Raw genomic sequence first — 14,536 nt, 5'->3', positions numbered from 1 at the left:
ACGGTCGTGCACCGGACTCGTCACGGAACTCTGAAGAGGCAGGTCAGGCCGCCTGCGCCGACTCCGCGTCCAGGGCCGCGCGCACCCACTCGACCGCGTGGTCGGCGACCTCCTCCCACCCCGGTTCGGTGATCATGAGGTGACCTCGCCCCGCCAGTTCCCGGTACCCGGTCAGCGCGCCGGAGGCACGTCTGCGCCGCACGCTCGCGAGCCCCAGCGACGGCGGGCTCAGGTGGTCGCGGCCACCGGACACCACCAGCAGCGGAGCCCGTCCGAGGTCGACCTCGGTGACGGAGTCCTCGCCGAAGTTCGCGAACGCCGACTCGAACAGCACCCGGCCGCTCGCCGGCACGTAGTGGCGTTCGTAGGCCCGCGCGGACTCTTCCTCGGAGAGCGTGTTGGCGTAGCGGTACCAGAACTGCTCGGCGTCGAGCTCCACGACGCCGTGGACGTTGCGGGGATCGCGCAACCCCGGCCACGCCGCGGTCATCGCCGCCAGTGGAAGGGTGTGCAGGCCCTTGGTCGGGGCGGGCGCGAGCGCGATCCCCGCCGCCCCGAGACCGCGGCCGAGCAGGAGCTGGGCGATCGTCGCGCCGGTCGAGTGACCGATGATCACCGGCGGCTCGCCGAGACCGCGCACGATCGACTCGTGGTGGTCGAGGATCGTCGCTATGCCCAGGCCGGCGAGCGGGGCCGGGTCGGCCCGCAGCGCCTCCACATCGGACGAGAGGCCCGGCCACGCCGGTGCCAGCACGTCGAACCCCCGGTCCCGGAGGTGCCGGGCCCAGCCGTCCCAGCACCGCGCCGTGAGGCAGGTGCCGTGGATCAACACGATGGTGGTCACGGGACCAGTCTGGTTCCATTTCACGTCGATGAACCATCCGTCACGTGACTGGTCGTGTGACAGATGGTGGGAAACGACCAGTTCGGCGACACTCGAACGGTGGAAGCGGAACGGAACTCCTGGCCGCGGCAGGCAGCGTCGCCGGTGGACGGTGGCCGATGGGTGGTGCGGTGTGCTCGTCTTCGGTGAGAAGTACCTCGCGGATCTCGGCGAGATGGTGATCGAGCTGCACTACGAGTCGGCCTCGCGCATCACCGTCACCGTTGTGGACGGAGAGGGCGATGTGGACTCGGGTCGCTGTGAGACCGTCGCCGTCGCCATGAGCGAGGTCCGGCCGGGCCTGTACTTCACGACGTGGCAGGAGAGTTCCGGCACGCACGTCACGCACCTGGAGGACTTCGCGAACGGAGTGCTGCGCGCGGTGCGCCGGCGGCCCGACGGCAGTGCCGCCGTGCTGACCGGAACGCTCCGCCGGGGCGGTGTCACGATGTGACGGTGCCACAGCTCATCGGACGCGATCGTGAAATCGGTGCCGTCGTCGACGCACTCGCTCCGGAGGGGCCCGGCGCGCTGGTGTTGCTGGGCGACCCCGGCATCGGCAAGTCCGCGTTGGTCGCGGTGCTCGTCGCACGCGCCCGCGAGCGGGGCGTGCGGGTGCTGTCCGTCGCCGGCAGCGCGACCGAGTCCGACCTCCCGTTCTCCGGGCTGCACCGGCTGCTGCTCCCGGTGATCGACCGGGTGGAGCTCCTCCCGGAACGCCAGAGCCGGTCGCTGCTGAGCGCGTTCGGCCTGGACGGGGGAGGCGGTGCCGGCGACAGGATGGCGACCTGCCTGGCGGCGCTGTCGTTGTTGTCCTCGCTGGCGGACGAGGGACCGCTGCTGGTGGTGGTGGACGACGCGCAGTGGATCGACCCGGCCACGCGCGACGTGGTGTCGTTCCTCGCGCGGCGACTGGAGGGCGAGCCGGTCGGGCTGCTGATCGCGGCTCGCGGGTCCACCTTCGAACGCGGTGTGCCGACGATGGTCCTGGGACCGCTCGACCGCGGTGACGCGGAACGGGTGCTCGACGACCAGCCGTCCCCGCCGGCGGGTGCCCTGCGCGAGCGGATTCTCCTTGAGGCGGCGGGAAATCCCCTGGCACTGGTGGAGTTCCCGAAGGCGGTGGAGCGCGAGGGCACCCTCGCGGGGGAGCTGCCGCTGACCGAACTGCTGGAGCGCACGTTCGCCCATCGCGTGTCCGCGTTGTCCAAGGAGGTCCGCTACGCGCTCGTGGTGGCCGCGGCGGAGGGCACGGGGGACCTGGCCGTGGTGCACCGCGCGCTCGGCCACGACAACCCGGCCGTGTGGAGCCAGGCCGAGGAGACCGGGCTGGTGCGCATCGTCGACGGCAGGGTGGTGTTCCAGCACCCGCTGATGAGGTCCGCGGTCTACGGCTCCGCGCCGGTCGCGTCCCGGGAGCGCGCGCACGGCTCGCTGGCCGCTGTGCTCGACGGTGACGAGGACCGGCGTGCGTGGCACCTGGCGGCGGGCGCCACGAGCCCCGACGAGGACGTCGCCCTGGCGTTGACCGGAGCGGCCTGGCGCGCTCTGCACCGCGGTGCGCTCGACGGGGGGATCCGCGCGCTCGAACGGGCGGTCGACATGAGCGCCGACCCGAAGCGGATCGGCACCTGGCTCGGGTCTGCCGCCACCATCGCGATCGTCGCGGGCCAGATCGACCGCGCCGCCGAGCTCCTCACCCGGTTGTCCGACGTGCCGCTGGACCGCGCGCAGCAGGGCTTCGTGGCGCAGGCCGCCTCCCTGGTGGCGTTGAACGACATGCGTTTCGACGACGCGTTCGACGACGCGCTGGAGTTCGCGTCCTACCCCTTCACGGAGGAGAACGCGGCGGCGGCGGGATGTGTCAGCGTCGTCGCGCAGGTCGCCTACGACACCGGAAGAGCCGACCAGCTGGCCAAGGTCGCCGCGATGCTGCCGACGATGACCGGGTCGCGCGAGCGGGTGTGGCACATGCTGGGCAAGGAGGACCTGCCGTTCCGGTTGTGGCTCTTCGGTCTGAGCGACCCGAACGCGCACGGCGACGAGGCCAGGGCGCAGCTGGCCGACGCGATCGCCGCACTGCCACCGGGCCCGCACATCGCGGGGATGATCGGCACGCTCGCCGTGTACCTGGACGAGCACGAGACTGCGGTGCGGCTGCTGGACGAGATCGCGGGTCCCGCTCGCGACGACGCGCCGACCTCGGGTGACCGCGTCTCGCGCAAGCTCGCGTTGGCGTGCCTGGAAACCGGGCGCTGGAACGAGGCGCGGCTGGGTCTCGACCAGCCGGCCGGTGAGTCCCGGCTCGTCGCCGTGACCAGTGGTGCGATCGAGGCGGTGCTGAACGCGCTGACCGGGGAGACCGAGAAGGCCCGCGAGCAGGCCCGCGCGGTGCTGGCGGTCGCCGAGCCCGCGGGGGCGGCGGAACTGGTGGTGCGGGCGCTGTGGGCGCAGGGCCTCGCCGATCTCGCGGACGCGGAGCCCGCGCGTGCCTTCGAACGGCTGCGGCGCGTGTTCGAAGTGGACGGTGCGGCTGTGCACTTCCACGTCTCGCCCTACGTGCTGGGCGATCTGGCGGCCGCCGCCGTGGCAGCGGGAGCGGGCGAGGAGGTCCGGGCGTTGCTGGAGAACGCGGTACCGGCCGCCGGCTCCGTGAGGCTGGCGCAGGTCGTGAGCCGCGCCAGGGCGTTGCTGGCGGACGAGCCGGAGGAGTTCTTCCTGCGGGCACTGGCGGACGCGGGTGGTGAGCGGTGGCCGTTCGAACGCGCGCAGGTGCGGCTGGACTTCGGGGAGTGGCTGCGGCGGCGACGCCGGATCGCGGAGGCTCGCGAGGAGCTGACGGCGGCACACGGGGTGTTCGCGCGGCTGGGAGCCCGGCCGTGGGCCGACCGGGCGGCCGGTGAGCTGCGGGCGGCGGGCGTGTCGGTGGGAACGGCGAAGCAGGACCTGCTGACGGTGCTGACGCCGCAGCAGCGGCAGATCGTGCGCCTGGCGGCGGCGGGGATGACCAACCGGGAGATCGGTGAGCAGATGTTCCTGTCGCATAGGACCGTCGGTTTCCACCTGTACAAGTCGTTCCCGCTGCTGGGGGTCACGACGCGCGCCCAGCTGCGCGACGTCGTCGAGCGATGAGGTGGTAGTGGACGGACTGGTCGGACGCGACGACGAGCTCGCCGCGGTGCTGGAGGCGTTGTCTCCCCGCGGGTCCGGGGTGCTGCTCCTGCTCGGTGATCCGGGCATCGGCAAGTCGGCGCTCGTGGACGTCGTCACGCGGCGGGTGCGGGACCGCGGCGTCCGGGTGCTGTCGGTGGTGGCGAGCGTCGCCGAGTCGGACCTGCCGTTCGCCGGGCTGCACCAGCTGCTGCGACCCGTGCCGGACGTGGTGGACGCGTTGCCCGAACGGCAGCGCGAGGCGTTGCGGGGCGCGTTCGGCCTGGGCGAGGCCGTGGTCGCGGACCGGATGCTGACGTGCCTCGCCGTGCTGTCGGTGTTGTCGGCGCTGGCGGACGCGGGACCGGTCCTGGTGGTCGTGGACGACACGCACTGGCTCGACTCCGCGACGCGGGACGTCCTGCAGTTCCTGGCGCGGCGCCTCGAAGGCGAGCCGGTCGGGCTGCTGATGGCGGGGCGCTCGGAGGTCTTCGACGACGTGCCGTCGCTGGTGGTTCCGCCCCTGACGCCGGCGCACGCGGAGCGGGTGCTCAACGACCAGCCCTCGGTCCCCACCGGCCCCCTGCGCGAACGGATCCTGCGCGAGGCGGCGGGAAACCCGCTGGCGCTGGTGGAGTTCGCTCGGGCGGGCCCCGCGGACGGTGACGCGCTCCCGTTGCCCGAACTGCTGGAGCGCACGTTCGCCGACCAGGTGGCCGTGCTGCCCGAGAACACCCGGCACGCGCTCGTGGTCGCCGCGGCGGAGCAGACCGCGACGCTGATGCTGCTGCACCGGGCGCTCGGTCACGACGACCTCTCGGTGTGGGCGCCCGCCGAACGGGCCGGGCTCGTGTGGGTGGACCAGGGCGAGCTCGAGTTCCGCTACCCGGCGGTGACGTCGCCTATCTACCTCCAGGTCGGCGACGCGCACGTGCGGTTCCGCCACTCGCTGGTGCGGTCCGCGGTGTACGGGTCCGCCACGTACTTCGTGCGCAGCGCCGCCCACCGGGCACTGGCGGCGGCCCTCGACGACGACCCGGACCGGCAGGCGTGGCACCTGGCGGCGGCGACCCTGGTGCCCGACGAACGGGTGGCGGCGGCGCTGGAGGCGGTCGCGATGCGGGCCGTGCGGCGCAGCGCGGTACCCGAGGCGTTCCGCGCCTTGGAACGCGCCGCCCAGCTGAGCACCGATCCCGCCCGGTACGGCGAACGGCTCGCCCAGGCGGCGTTCCTGTCGGTGCTGTCCGGGCGGTTGCAGCACGCGGCGGCGCTGGCCGCGCGGATGCGGTCGCTCACGGGGGAGCAGTCGGTCGGTGACGCGGCGGTGCCGACCACCGCGTTGATCGCGTTGTTCGAACTGCGCTTCGACGAGGTGTTCGACCTGACGCTGCCGGTGCTCGCCGGACACCCGCAGGCGCAGCGGGACGTGCTGGTCGGCAGTGCGAGCGTCGCGGGCTCCGCGATCTGGGAGACGGGTCGTGTGGACCGGCGCGACGCCGTGCGCGAGCTGACGCGCGGGCTCGTGGAGGCCGACGGCGCGTCCTGGCCGCTGATCGGTCCGGAGCTGCCGTTCTCGTTGTGGCTGCGGTCGGTTCTGCACCCGCACGAGAACGTCGGCGAGCTGCGCGCGCGGATGCGCGAGGTGTTCGCCCACGGCGTGCCGGGCTACCAGCCGAAGGTCTACCTGGGGTCGCTGGCGCTGGTGCTCGACGAGCACGAGGTCGCGGCCAGGTTGATGGAGGAGGTCGCCGGTCCGGCGCGCGAGGACGCCGCGGTCGCGCACGGCGGGCGTGCGTCGCGGCACCTGGCGCTGGCCTGGTACCACCTCGGCCGGTGGCAGGACGCGAGGCTCGCCCTCGCCCGGCCCGTCGGCGGCATGTCGCCGGTGGCCGTGACCTGGGGCCAGGTGCTGGAGGCCACCCTCGCCGCGACGTCCGGCGACACCGCACGGGCGCGCGAGCTGGTCGACGCGGTGATCTCCGTCGCCGAACCGGCGGGCGGCGCGCAGCTCCTCGTGCAGGCGCGGTGGGCGGCGGGCCTGGCGGCGCTGGCCGACGGGGACCACGAGGCCGCGTACCGGTCGCTGCGCTCGGCGTTCGACGCCGACGGCACGCCGGTCCACTTCCACCTGTCGCCGTACGTGCTGGGCGATCTCGCGGCGGTGGCGGTCGTCGTGGGAGAGGCGGACGACGCGCTGAAGGTGCTGGACCGCGCCGCACCTGCCGGTGGGTCGGCCCGGTTGCGCCAGGTCGTGGCACGGGCACGGGCGATGCTGGCGGACGAGCCGGAGGAGTTCTTCGCGCTGGCGCTGGGGGACGACGAGGGGGAGCGGTGGCCGTTCCTGCGGGCCCAGGTGCGGCTGGACCACGGCGAATGGCTGCGGCGGCAGCGGCGCATCTCTCGGGCGCGAGCGGAACTGGGCGCGGCGCACGAGGTCTTCGCCCGGCTCGGTGCCCGTCCGTGGACCGAGCGCGCCGCCGGTGAGCTGCGGGCGGCGGGAGCGTCGGTCGGACCGGTGGAGCAGGACGTGCTGGGCGTGCTCACCCCGCAGCAGCAACAGATCGTGCGGCTGGCGGCGGAGGGGCTGACCAACAAGGAGATCGGTGAACGGCTGTTCCTCTCGCACCGCACGGTGGGTTTCCACCTGTACAAGTCGTTCCCGCTGCTGGGGGTGACCACCCGCGCGCAGCTGCGCGACGTGGTCGACCCGAGGAGGTAGCGCGACTCACCGCACGGTGATCTGGTTCTCCTGGCACAGCTGCGCGAACTCGCCAGCGCACAACGCGCGTCCGCGCACCGCGTTCTGCGACACGAGCCTGCCGATCGTCCGCCGGGTGGCCACCTCGGGGCCGAGCAGGATCGCCTTGACGTTGCGGGAGCCGTCCCGGACGTTGCCCGACACGAGGTCGTCGGCGGAGCCCGGCTTGCCGCGCACGAGGGCCAGCGCCAGTTGAGCCGCGGCCTCGGCCTCGTCGCGGATCGGCTTGTGCACGGACATGCACTGCTCGCCGCGCAGCACGGCGCGCAACGCCTCGGTCGTCCCGTCCATCCCGGTGACCGCCACCCTGCCCGCGAGCCCCCTGGCGCGCAGGACGGTCAGCACGGCGGAGGCGATGCCGTCGTTGGCCGCGAGGACTCCGTCGACGTCGTTGCCGGTGCGGTCGAGGATCTCGGTGATCTGCCGGGTGGCGACCTCGGGATCCCAGCGGTCGACGTGACGGCGTTCGACGAGGACGCGTTCCCCCTTGAGGTAGCGATCGGCGAGCACCTCCTGGTTGCCCGCCGCGAACTGGGCGGTGTTGGGGTCGTCCGCGCCGCCGAGCAGCTCGGCGATCCGTGCGCCGGCACCGGTGCACCTCAGCAGCTCCTCGGCCTGGAGCCTGCCTGCCCGGACGTTGTCGAAACCGACGTGGTACTCGGCCCGGCCGCCGGGGGTGAGCCGCTCGTAGTCGATGACGGAGACCCCCGCGGTGGCCGCCTTCTCCTGTGCCGCACGGCCTCCGTCCGCACTGAGCGGCGTCATCACGATCACCCGCACGCCCTGCCCGATCATCCTGTCGACGAGTGCGGCGAACCGCGTCTCGTCCCCCTCGGCGTTCTCGATCGCCGCCCGCACCCCCGCCCGCTCGAAGGCGCCTTGGAGCAGCGGCCGGTCCTGTTCCTCCCAGCGCGCGGACGTCGTGCGGTCGGGCAGGACGACCCCCACCGCGGGACCGGTGTCCTGTGCCGGGGCCAGGTCCGCACCGCAGCCGGTGACCAGCAGGAGCGGGAGGCAGCAGACCGCGGTGACGGGGAGTCGCATCGAACGGAGCCTTTCGGGTGGAGCCGGAACAGGCGTGCAGTGTGGGACGGGTGGGGTCGCGGGAACGCCGATCGGGTCGTGAACGTCCCCTTCGGACAGAGAACTGGGCACCGGCAGGGCAAGATCCAACTCTTGTCCACAAAGGACTTCGGTGTTGCCCTCGTTTACGCGACCTGGGTGCTGAAGGGGCGGTGATGCCCCTGGCTGAACGGTTTCCGGCCTCGTCACGATGTCGTTCGTGGTCGAATCACGCGCTGACACGGGAGGTGGTCGTCGTGCTGGACGAGCGGGAGGTCCGCGCCAGAGCGCTGTCGTCGCGACTGCGCGCGATCACGATGCGCCTGGCGTCGGCGGGTGCCGCGGGCCTCGCGGCCGAAGCGCGCAACCTGTTGTGCGAGAAGGAGGTGGCGTCGTGCGTCGAGCTGGTCACGCACTGCGCTGCCGCGGGGGTGATCGGTCTCACGGCCGAGGAGGTCGAGGGGCTCGGCGCGCTCACCGGGGATCCCGTCGTCACGGCCCGGCTCGTCCGGCTGCGTCCGGTCACCGACCAGTCCACCGCGGTGCCCGTGTTGCCGCCGTCCCGCGTCTCGACCGCGCCGAAGCACGTTCTCCTGGACCGGGCGGCGGTGGATGCGTGCACGGAGGTGCGCGACGCGGTGAGCCTGAGGGTGGCGTGGCGCGCGGGCAGGACGCCTGTGCGCGTGCATCTCGTGGAGTTCGCCAGGTACGTGACGGACCACGACGTCCTGGTCGCCACTCGTGCGCTCGACGAGGCGCTGGACGTGTGGCACGTGCCGAACCGCTCGGTGGAGTCCTACCGGCCGACGGACGTCCTGCCCAGGGGGTACCGGGAGCTCGTGGCCCGCGGTGACGAGATCTGGCGCCGCAGGAGCTGACCAGGACCTGCTCAGGCCGGGCCGACCTCCAGCACGCTGGACGTGCCCTCGATCGCCTCGACACCCAGCAGCCGCAGGCCTTCCTCCGCGAAGAGCGCCGCGTAGTCGTCGAGGGTCCGCTCCCGGCCTCCGGTGAGCACCAGCATCGAGATGTCCGTCGTCGTCGCAGGGTCGGGCCCGCCGGACCCGGTCAGAAGGCGTTCGACGACGAGCAGGCGGGTGTTCTCCGTCGCGATCGCCCGGAACCCGCGCAGCACCGCCCGGCAGTCCTCCTCAGGCAACGCGTGCAGGACGTGGGAGAGCAGGTAGACGTCGCCACCCGCGGGCACCTGCTCGCGGAGGTCGCCCGCGACGCACCGGCACCGGTCGGCCAGCCCTCGTGCGGCGACGGCCTCCTCGGACGCCCGGACGACGTGCGGCAGGTCGACCAGCACGCCCGTGAGGTGCGCGTGCTTCTCCAGCACCGCCATCACCAGGTTTCCCGTGCCGCCGCCCAGGTCCACCACGGTGTTCGTGGTGGTGAAGTCGTACGCGCCGGCCACCGACTGGGCCTCGGGTCCGTAGGTGGCGGACATGTAGTCGTTGAAGGTGGCGGTGTCCGCCGCGTTCTCGGCGAGCCTGTCGAAGTAGGTGCTGCCGGTCGCCGCGCCGAAGCCCGTCCCGCCGCCGAGGACGGTGCCACCGAGCAGGCCCCACGCCAACCAGGTGGTCTCCACGCTCTGCGCGCGGACGGCCGTGTAGGCGGAGCCGGGGACGTCGGAGCGCAGAGCGGTGCCGAGCGCCGTGAGCGAGTAGCGGTCGCCTGCCTCCTGGACGAGGACGCCGACGCTGCTCAGGTTGCGCAGCAGCCGGGACAGCGACGGTTCGTGGGCGCCGGTCGCATCGGCGAGCAGGGCCGTCGTCGTGGCGCCGCCGGCGATGTGGTCGGCCAGACGCAGTTCGACGGCGACGTGCAGCACGCGGGACACCCGGTAGGCCATCGCCATCCGCACCACTTCGGCCGTGGGGTCTTCGGTCACGGTGGGCCTCCAGGTCGGTCCGGTGAGAGGGGGTCGGTGGCGACCGCTTCGTCCACAACGGACGCGAGCGCGCGGTCGAGCTCCGCGAGGTGGGCCGCGTTGGTGTCCCGCCGGCTTCTGACGACGACGATGCGCGGGCCGGGCTCGGCCACCGCCTTGCGCAGCTCGTCGGCGTCGCGGACCTCCTCGTGCGCCCAGCCGGCGGCCGCGGCCACACCGGTCATGGTGATGCCGTGCGGGGTGCCGAACAGCGCGACCAGCTCGGGATCGGCGGTGTGGCCGAGGGTGGCGAAGATGCCACCGCCGTCGTTGTCGATGACGACGATGACGACGTCCGGGAGCTGTTCACCCGCACCGGCGAGCAGGCCGTTCTGGTCGTGCAGCAACGTGAGGTCGCCGAGCAGCGCGAACGCCCGCCCTCCACCGGCCCGCTGGTGGGCGAGAGCGGCGCCGATCGCCGACGACACCGTGCCGTCGATGCCGGACAGGCCGCGGTTGGCGAGCACCCGCAGGTCGGAGCGCGGCGTGAGGACGCGGTCGAGGTAGCGGATCGGCATGCTCGCCCCGGCGAACACGAGGGCGCCCGGCGGCGCGGCGGCGAGGAGGTGTGCCGCGACGGCGATCTCGCTGAGGTCCGGGGAGTCGAGCTCCGCCTCGTAGGCGGCGTGCACGCGGGCGTCGCAGCGGTGCCACCAGTCGAGCCACGTCGTGTCGTGGTTCTCCGACGTCGGCACGCCCAGCGCCTGGATGACCGATGTCGCGGTCGAGGTCGGATCGGCCCACTGACCGTGCGGGTCGACCACCACGTGCTCGGGCGCGGAGGCGAGGTAGGCCTGCACGGCGCGGGACAACGCCGGTCTGCCGACGGACACCACGACGTCAGGCGCGGCGGCGTCCCGGAACGCCTTCACCCGCAGGAGGTCCGCGTAGTGCGTGATGGCGTTCGGACCGCGCCGGGCGCCGCTCTGCGGTTCCGCCAGCACCGGCCACCCGGCGGCCTCCGCGAACCGCAGGGCAGCGGCCGGGTCGGCGTTGTCACCGACCACGACCACGCCGTGCGGGTGTCCGGGCACCGTTCCCGCGACGGCAACCTGACGGCCGATTCTGTTGGTGCGTCTCGAAGGCTCCAGGGCGGACTCGGCGTGCCCGAGCGGTTCGCGCATCACCACGTTGAGGTGCACCGGACCGTCCTCGGACGCGGCGATCGCGCGGCCGCAGACGGTGCGCCAGTGCGTGTCGGGCTCGGCGCCCGCCGAGTCGAGTTCGGCGAACAGGCGCACCGCCTGGCCGTAGAGCCGCACCTGGTCGGTCGTCTGGTTCGCGCCGATCCCGCGCAGCTCGGGCGGCCGGTCGGCGGTCACGACGACCAGCGGCAGGTGTGCGTGGTGCGCCTCCAGCACCGCCGGGTGCGCGTTGGCCGTGGCGGTGCCGGAGGTGCAGAGGAACGCCGCCGGGCGGCCCGTCACCTTGGTGATGCCCAGTGCCAGGAAGGAACCGCTGCGCTCGTCGATCCGGACGTGGGTGGTGATGCCCGGATGACGGGCGAACGCCACCGCGAGCGGAGCGGATCGGGAGCCGGGCGAGAGGACGGCGTCGGTCACGCCCTGGCGGGCCAGTTCGTCGACCAGGGTCTGGGCGAGTGCGGCGGAGCTCGGCTGACGTGGTGCGGGCACGCCACGAAGGCTAGGTAGGCGGCGAGGTGGGGTGACGGCACCGAAGACCGCCTTGCCCGAAGTTCCGCGGATCCCTGTCGATCAGAACATTCCTTTCACCCAGCGAAAGCCTCGCTGGCCCCTGTGCGCGTTCCCGGCTTGACTCGGGGCCGCCGGAGGGAGAGCGATGTACCGGTCCGAAGTGGACATTGAGCTCGTGCGCGCCATCGACATGCACGTCCACGTGGAGCAGGACGCCCACGGGTGCCTGTCGCTCGACGACGAGCTGATGGAGGCCTCCGCGCGGTACTTCCGGTCCTCGGACAACCGCACGCCCACGGTCGCCGATCTCGCCGAGCGGTACCGGCGCACGGGCATGGCCGCCGTCGTGTTCACGATCGACGCGCGGACGAACCTGGGCCGGGAACCGTTGTCCAGCGAGGAGATCGCGGCGGTCGCGGCCGACCACGCCGACGTGCTCGTCCCGTTCGGCTCGGTCGACCCGTTGCGCGGTGAGGCGGCGGTGGACCACGCGCGGTCGCTGGTCACCGAGCACGGCGTGCGCGGTTTCAAGTTCCACCCGAGCCTGCAGGGCTTCGCGCCGAACGAGCAGCGGTTCGACCCGCTGTGGGCGGCGATCGAGGAGCTCGGGGTGCCGGCGCTGTTCCACACCGGGCAGAACGGGATCGGCGCGGGACTGCCCGGCGGGCGCGGCATCAAGCTGCGGTACTCCGACCCGATGCTGCTCGACGACGTCGCCGCCGACCACCCCGGCCTGACGGTGATCCTCGCGCACCCGTCCGTGCCCTGGCAGGCGCAGGCCATCTCGATCGCGACGCACAAGAGCACCGTGTTCATCGACCTGTCGGGCTGGTCGCCGAAGTACTTCCCGCCGGAGCTGGTCCGCGCGGCGGGAGGCCTGCTCAAGCGCAAGGTGCTGTTCGGCAGCGACTACCCGCTGATCGCGCCGGAGAGGTGGATCGAGGACTTCACGGCGCTCGGCCTGAAGGACGACGTGCTTCCGCTGGTGCTGAAGCAGAACGCGGCAGGCGTGCTCGGCCTGTGAGTCAGAGGAACTGCCGTCCGCCGTCGACCACGAGGGTCTGCCCGCTGACGAACCGGGCGTCGTCGCCCGCGAGGAACAGGCACGCGCCCACGACGTCGTCCGGAGTGGACGACCGCCGCAGCGCACCCCGTTCGACGCCGTAGGTCTCCGCGTCCTCGCCGAGGTGGCCGAAGCTCGCCTCCGTGAGCACGAAACCGGGCGCGAGCGTGTTGACCCGGATCTCCCGCCGGCCCAGTTCCTTCGCCATCACGCGGGTCATCGCGAGCACGGCGCCCTTGGACGACACGTAGTGCAGCCACTGCTCCGAGCCGCTGAACACGGTGGCGGAGGCGACGTTGACGACGCTCGACCCCGCCCCGAGGAACGGGCTGCACGCGCGCACCACGAGCCACGGCCCCTTGACGTTCACCCGCAGCACCAGGTCGAACTCGTCCGGGTCGATCTCCTCCAGCGGCCCGCGGTGCAACCCGGCGTACACGGCGGCGTTGTTCACCACCACGTCGATGCGCCCTCCGCCGAACGCGGCGACCTCGGCGGCCAGTGCGGTCGTGTCGTCCACAGAGGACACATCGGTCTTGCCGGACCACGTCGCGGCGGCGCCCGCCCGTGCCGCCAGGTCGGCGGTCTCGGCTGCTCCGGCCGCGTCGAGGTCGGCGACGGCCACCCGGTCGCCGCGAGCCGCGAAGCCCAGCGCGAAGGCACGGCCGAGTCCGCCGGCGGCACCGGTGACGAGGACCGTGCGGGGGCTCACCAGGCCACCGGGACCGCGGACGGCACCCGCATCGACAGGCTGTCCGGGTACTCGACGTCGGCGAGCGAGCCGTCGAGGCGCAGCGTCGGAAGGGCCGCGGCGAGGTGCCGCAACGCGATCGCGCACTGCTGCCGGGCGAGCTCGGCGCCGAGGCAGTGGTGGATGCCGAACCCCCACGACAGGTGCTCGCCCGCGTCGGGGCGGCCGATGTCGAACGTCTCCGGCTCCCCGAACCGCGAGGGGTCCCTGTTGGCCGCACCCATCAGCACCAGCACCTCCGACCACGCGGGGACGCGCGTTCCCGCCACGACGGCGTCACGGGTCGCGAGCCGCCGCCACGCGACGATAGGCGGACTCATGCGCAATGTCTCGTCGACCGCGCCCATGGCGAGCGATGGATCGGCGACGAGCCTCTCCCACTGCTCGCGGTGCGACAGCAGCATCAGCACGGCGTTGCCCAGCAACGCGGTCGTCGTCTCGTGCCCGGCGAACAGCAGGCTGTAGCACAGCGACGCGATCTCGTGGTCGGTCAGCGAGTCCGGCGAGCCCTGCCCCCTGACCAGGTCACCGATCAGGCTGTCCTGGTGCTCACCGGTGTGCGCCCCGAGCACCAGGTCGAGGCACGCGTGCCAGTACTCGACCAGGTGGTGGGCGTGCGGCACCTGCTCGTCGTCGGTCAGATGCGCCCACGTCAACGCGGACCTGGACGCCGACCAGCGCTTGAACGACGTCACGGCGTGCTCGGTGCGCACCCCCATCAGGCTCAGCAGCACCAGGACGGGCAGCGTGCTGGTGAAGGCCGGGACGAGGTCGGCCCGGCGCCCTGGCGTGGACACGAGCGGCGTCAGGAGCCGCTCGACGTGCGCGTGAATCGTGGGTTCGAGCGCGCGGTAGCGGTGAGGGGTGAACGCGACCGCCGCCGCGTCGCGGATGCGGGTGTGGTCCGGCGGGACGCGGGCGGACAGGCCCGAGTAGGCCGTGAACCCGCCGTCCCACAGCACCCGCTGCGCCGACGCCGAACGGGGTGTGACGGGGCACTGCGCGTTCTCGCTGCTGAACGTCCGCCAGTCGGCGAACACCGCGCGGACGTCCTCGTAGCGGCTCACCACGAAGTAACCGGTGCGCTCGTCGAGGAAGACCGGCTCGTGACGGCGCAGGCCCGCGTAGGCGGCGAACGGGTCGCTCTGGTCGAAGGGTTCGTAGCCGTGGTGCGCCACGGGACATCCGCGCGCCGGTGCGGGGGAGTACGTCGGGTAGTCGGTCGCGGCCACGGTCACCTCTCCGGGGGTGTGAGTGCTCGTGCGGGTGTGCGCCTCC

The 14,536-nt window shown here is 72.9% G+C and carries 11 protein-coding genes; 5 read left to right on the top strand and 6 right to left on the bottom strand.

Annotated elements, in window-relative coordinates; all coding sequences use genetic code 11:
• Positions 1-43: 43 nt before the first annotated feature.
• Positions 44-844, bottom strand: coding sequence for an alpha/beta hydrolase (locus tag ACFWN2_RS07420; protein ID WP_382425531.1), 801 nt, complete (start codon positions 842-844; stop codon positions 44-46).
• A 172-nt stretch (positions 845-1,016) separates the two neighbouring features.
• Here ACFWN2_RS07420 and ACFWN2_RS07415 point away from each other — a divergent pair, with 172 nt between their 5' ends.
• Genes ACFWN2_RS07415 through ACFWN2_RS07405 form a run of 3 tightly spaced genes read left to right on the top strand, consistent with a single transcriptional unit; the run spans position 1,017 to position 6,752 of the window.
• Positions 1,017-1,337, top strand: a complete 321-nt coding sequence (locus ACFWN2_RS07415; RefSeq protein ID WP_382425529.1) for a hypothetical protein — start codon at positions 1,017-1,019, stop codon at positions 1,335-1,337.
• Between the two features lie 2 nt (positions 1,338-1,339).
• Positions 1,340-4,015, top strand: coding sequence for an AAA family ATPase (locus ACFWN2_RS07410; protein ID WP_382425528.1), 2,676 nt, complete (start codon positions 1,340-1,342; stop codon positions 4,013-4,015).
• Between the two features lie 7 nt (positions 4,016-4,022).
• Positions 4,023-6,752, top strand: coding sequence for an AAA family ATPase (locus ACFWN2_RS07405; protein WP_382425526.1), 2,730 nt, complete (start codon positions 4,023-4,025; stop codon positions 6,750-6,752).
• A gap of 6 nt (positions 6,753-6,758) precedes the next feature.
• Here the strand turns inward: ACFWN2_RS07405 and ACFWN2_RS07400 are convergent, their stop codons facing one another.
• Positions 6,759-7,835, bottom strand: a complete 1,077-nt coding sequence (locus tag ACFWN2_RS07400; protein WP_382425525.1) for a sugar ABC transporter substrate-binding protein — start codon at positions 7,833-7,835, stop codon at positions 6,759-6,761.
• A gap of 275 nt (positions 7,836-8,110) precedes the next feature.
• Here ACFWN2_RS07400 and ACFWN2_RS07395 point away from each other — a divergent pair, with 275 nt between their 5' ends.
• Positions 8,111-8,731, top strand: coding sequence for a hypothetical protein (locus ACFWN2_RS07395; RefSeq protein ID WP_382425523.1), 621 nt, complete (start codon positions 8,111-8,113; stop codon positions 8,729-8,731).
• Between the two features lie 11 nt (positions 8,732-8,742).
• Here the strand turns inward: ACFWN2_RS07395 and ACFWN2_RS07390 are convergent, their stop codons facing one another.
• Positions 8,743-9,750, bottom strand: a complete 1,008-nt coding sequence (locus tag ACFWN2_RS07390; protein WP_382425521.1) for a methyltransferase — start codon at positions 9,748-9,750, stop codon at positions 8,743-8,745.
• Positions 9,747-11,423, bottom strand: a complete 1,677-nt coding sequence (gene menD, locus ACFWN2_RS07385) for a 2-succinyl-5-enolpyruvyl-6-hydroxy-3-cyclohexene-1-carboxylic-acid synthase (protein ID WP_382425519.1) — start codon at positions 11,421-11,423, stop codon at positions 9,747-9,749. Before menD ends, ACFWN2_RS07390 begins: the two co-directional genes overlap by 4 nt.
• 166 nt (positions 11,424-11,589) lie before the next feature.
• On the opposite strand from menD, the gene ACFWN2_RS07380 reads away from it, so the two are divergent.
• Positions 11,590-12,468 (top strand): amidohydrolase family protein, encoded by an 879-nt coding sequence (locus tag ACFWN2_RS07380; RefSeq protein WP_382425517.1) that lies wholly within the window; start codon positions 11,590-11,592, stop codon positions 12,466-12,468.
• A 1-nt stretch (position 12,469) separates the two neighbouring features.
• Here ACFWN2_RS07380 and ACFWN2_RS07375 read toward each other — a convergent pair whose 3' ends face one another.
• Complete coding sequence (locus ACFWN2_RS07375) at positions 12,470-13,219, bottom strand: SDR family NAD(P)-dependent oxidoreductase (RefSeq protein WP_382425515.1); 750 nt, start codon at positions 13,217-13,219, stop codon at positions 12,470-12,472.
• Positions 13,216-14,490, bottom strand: a complete 1,275-nt coding sequence (locus ACFWN2_RS07370; RefSeq protein WP_382425513.1) for a cytochrome P450 — start codon at positions 14,488-14,490, stop codon at positions 13,216-13,218. Before ACFWN2_RS07370 ends, ACFWN2_RS07375 begins: the two co-directional genes overlap by 4 nt.
• Between the last annotated feature and the right edge of the window lie 46 nt (positions 14,491-14,536).

The organism is Lentzea sp. NPDC058436 (assembly GCF_042721515.1).
In the GTDB taxonomy this organism is placed as follows: Bacteria; Actinomycetota; Actinomycetes; order Mycobacteriales; family Pseudonocardiaceae; genus Lentzea.
The sequence above is the reverse complement of the archived record's forward strand: the minus strand, read 5'-3'. Positions and strand labels throughout refer to the sequence as shown.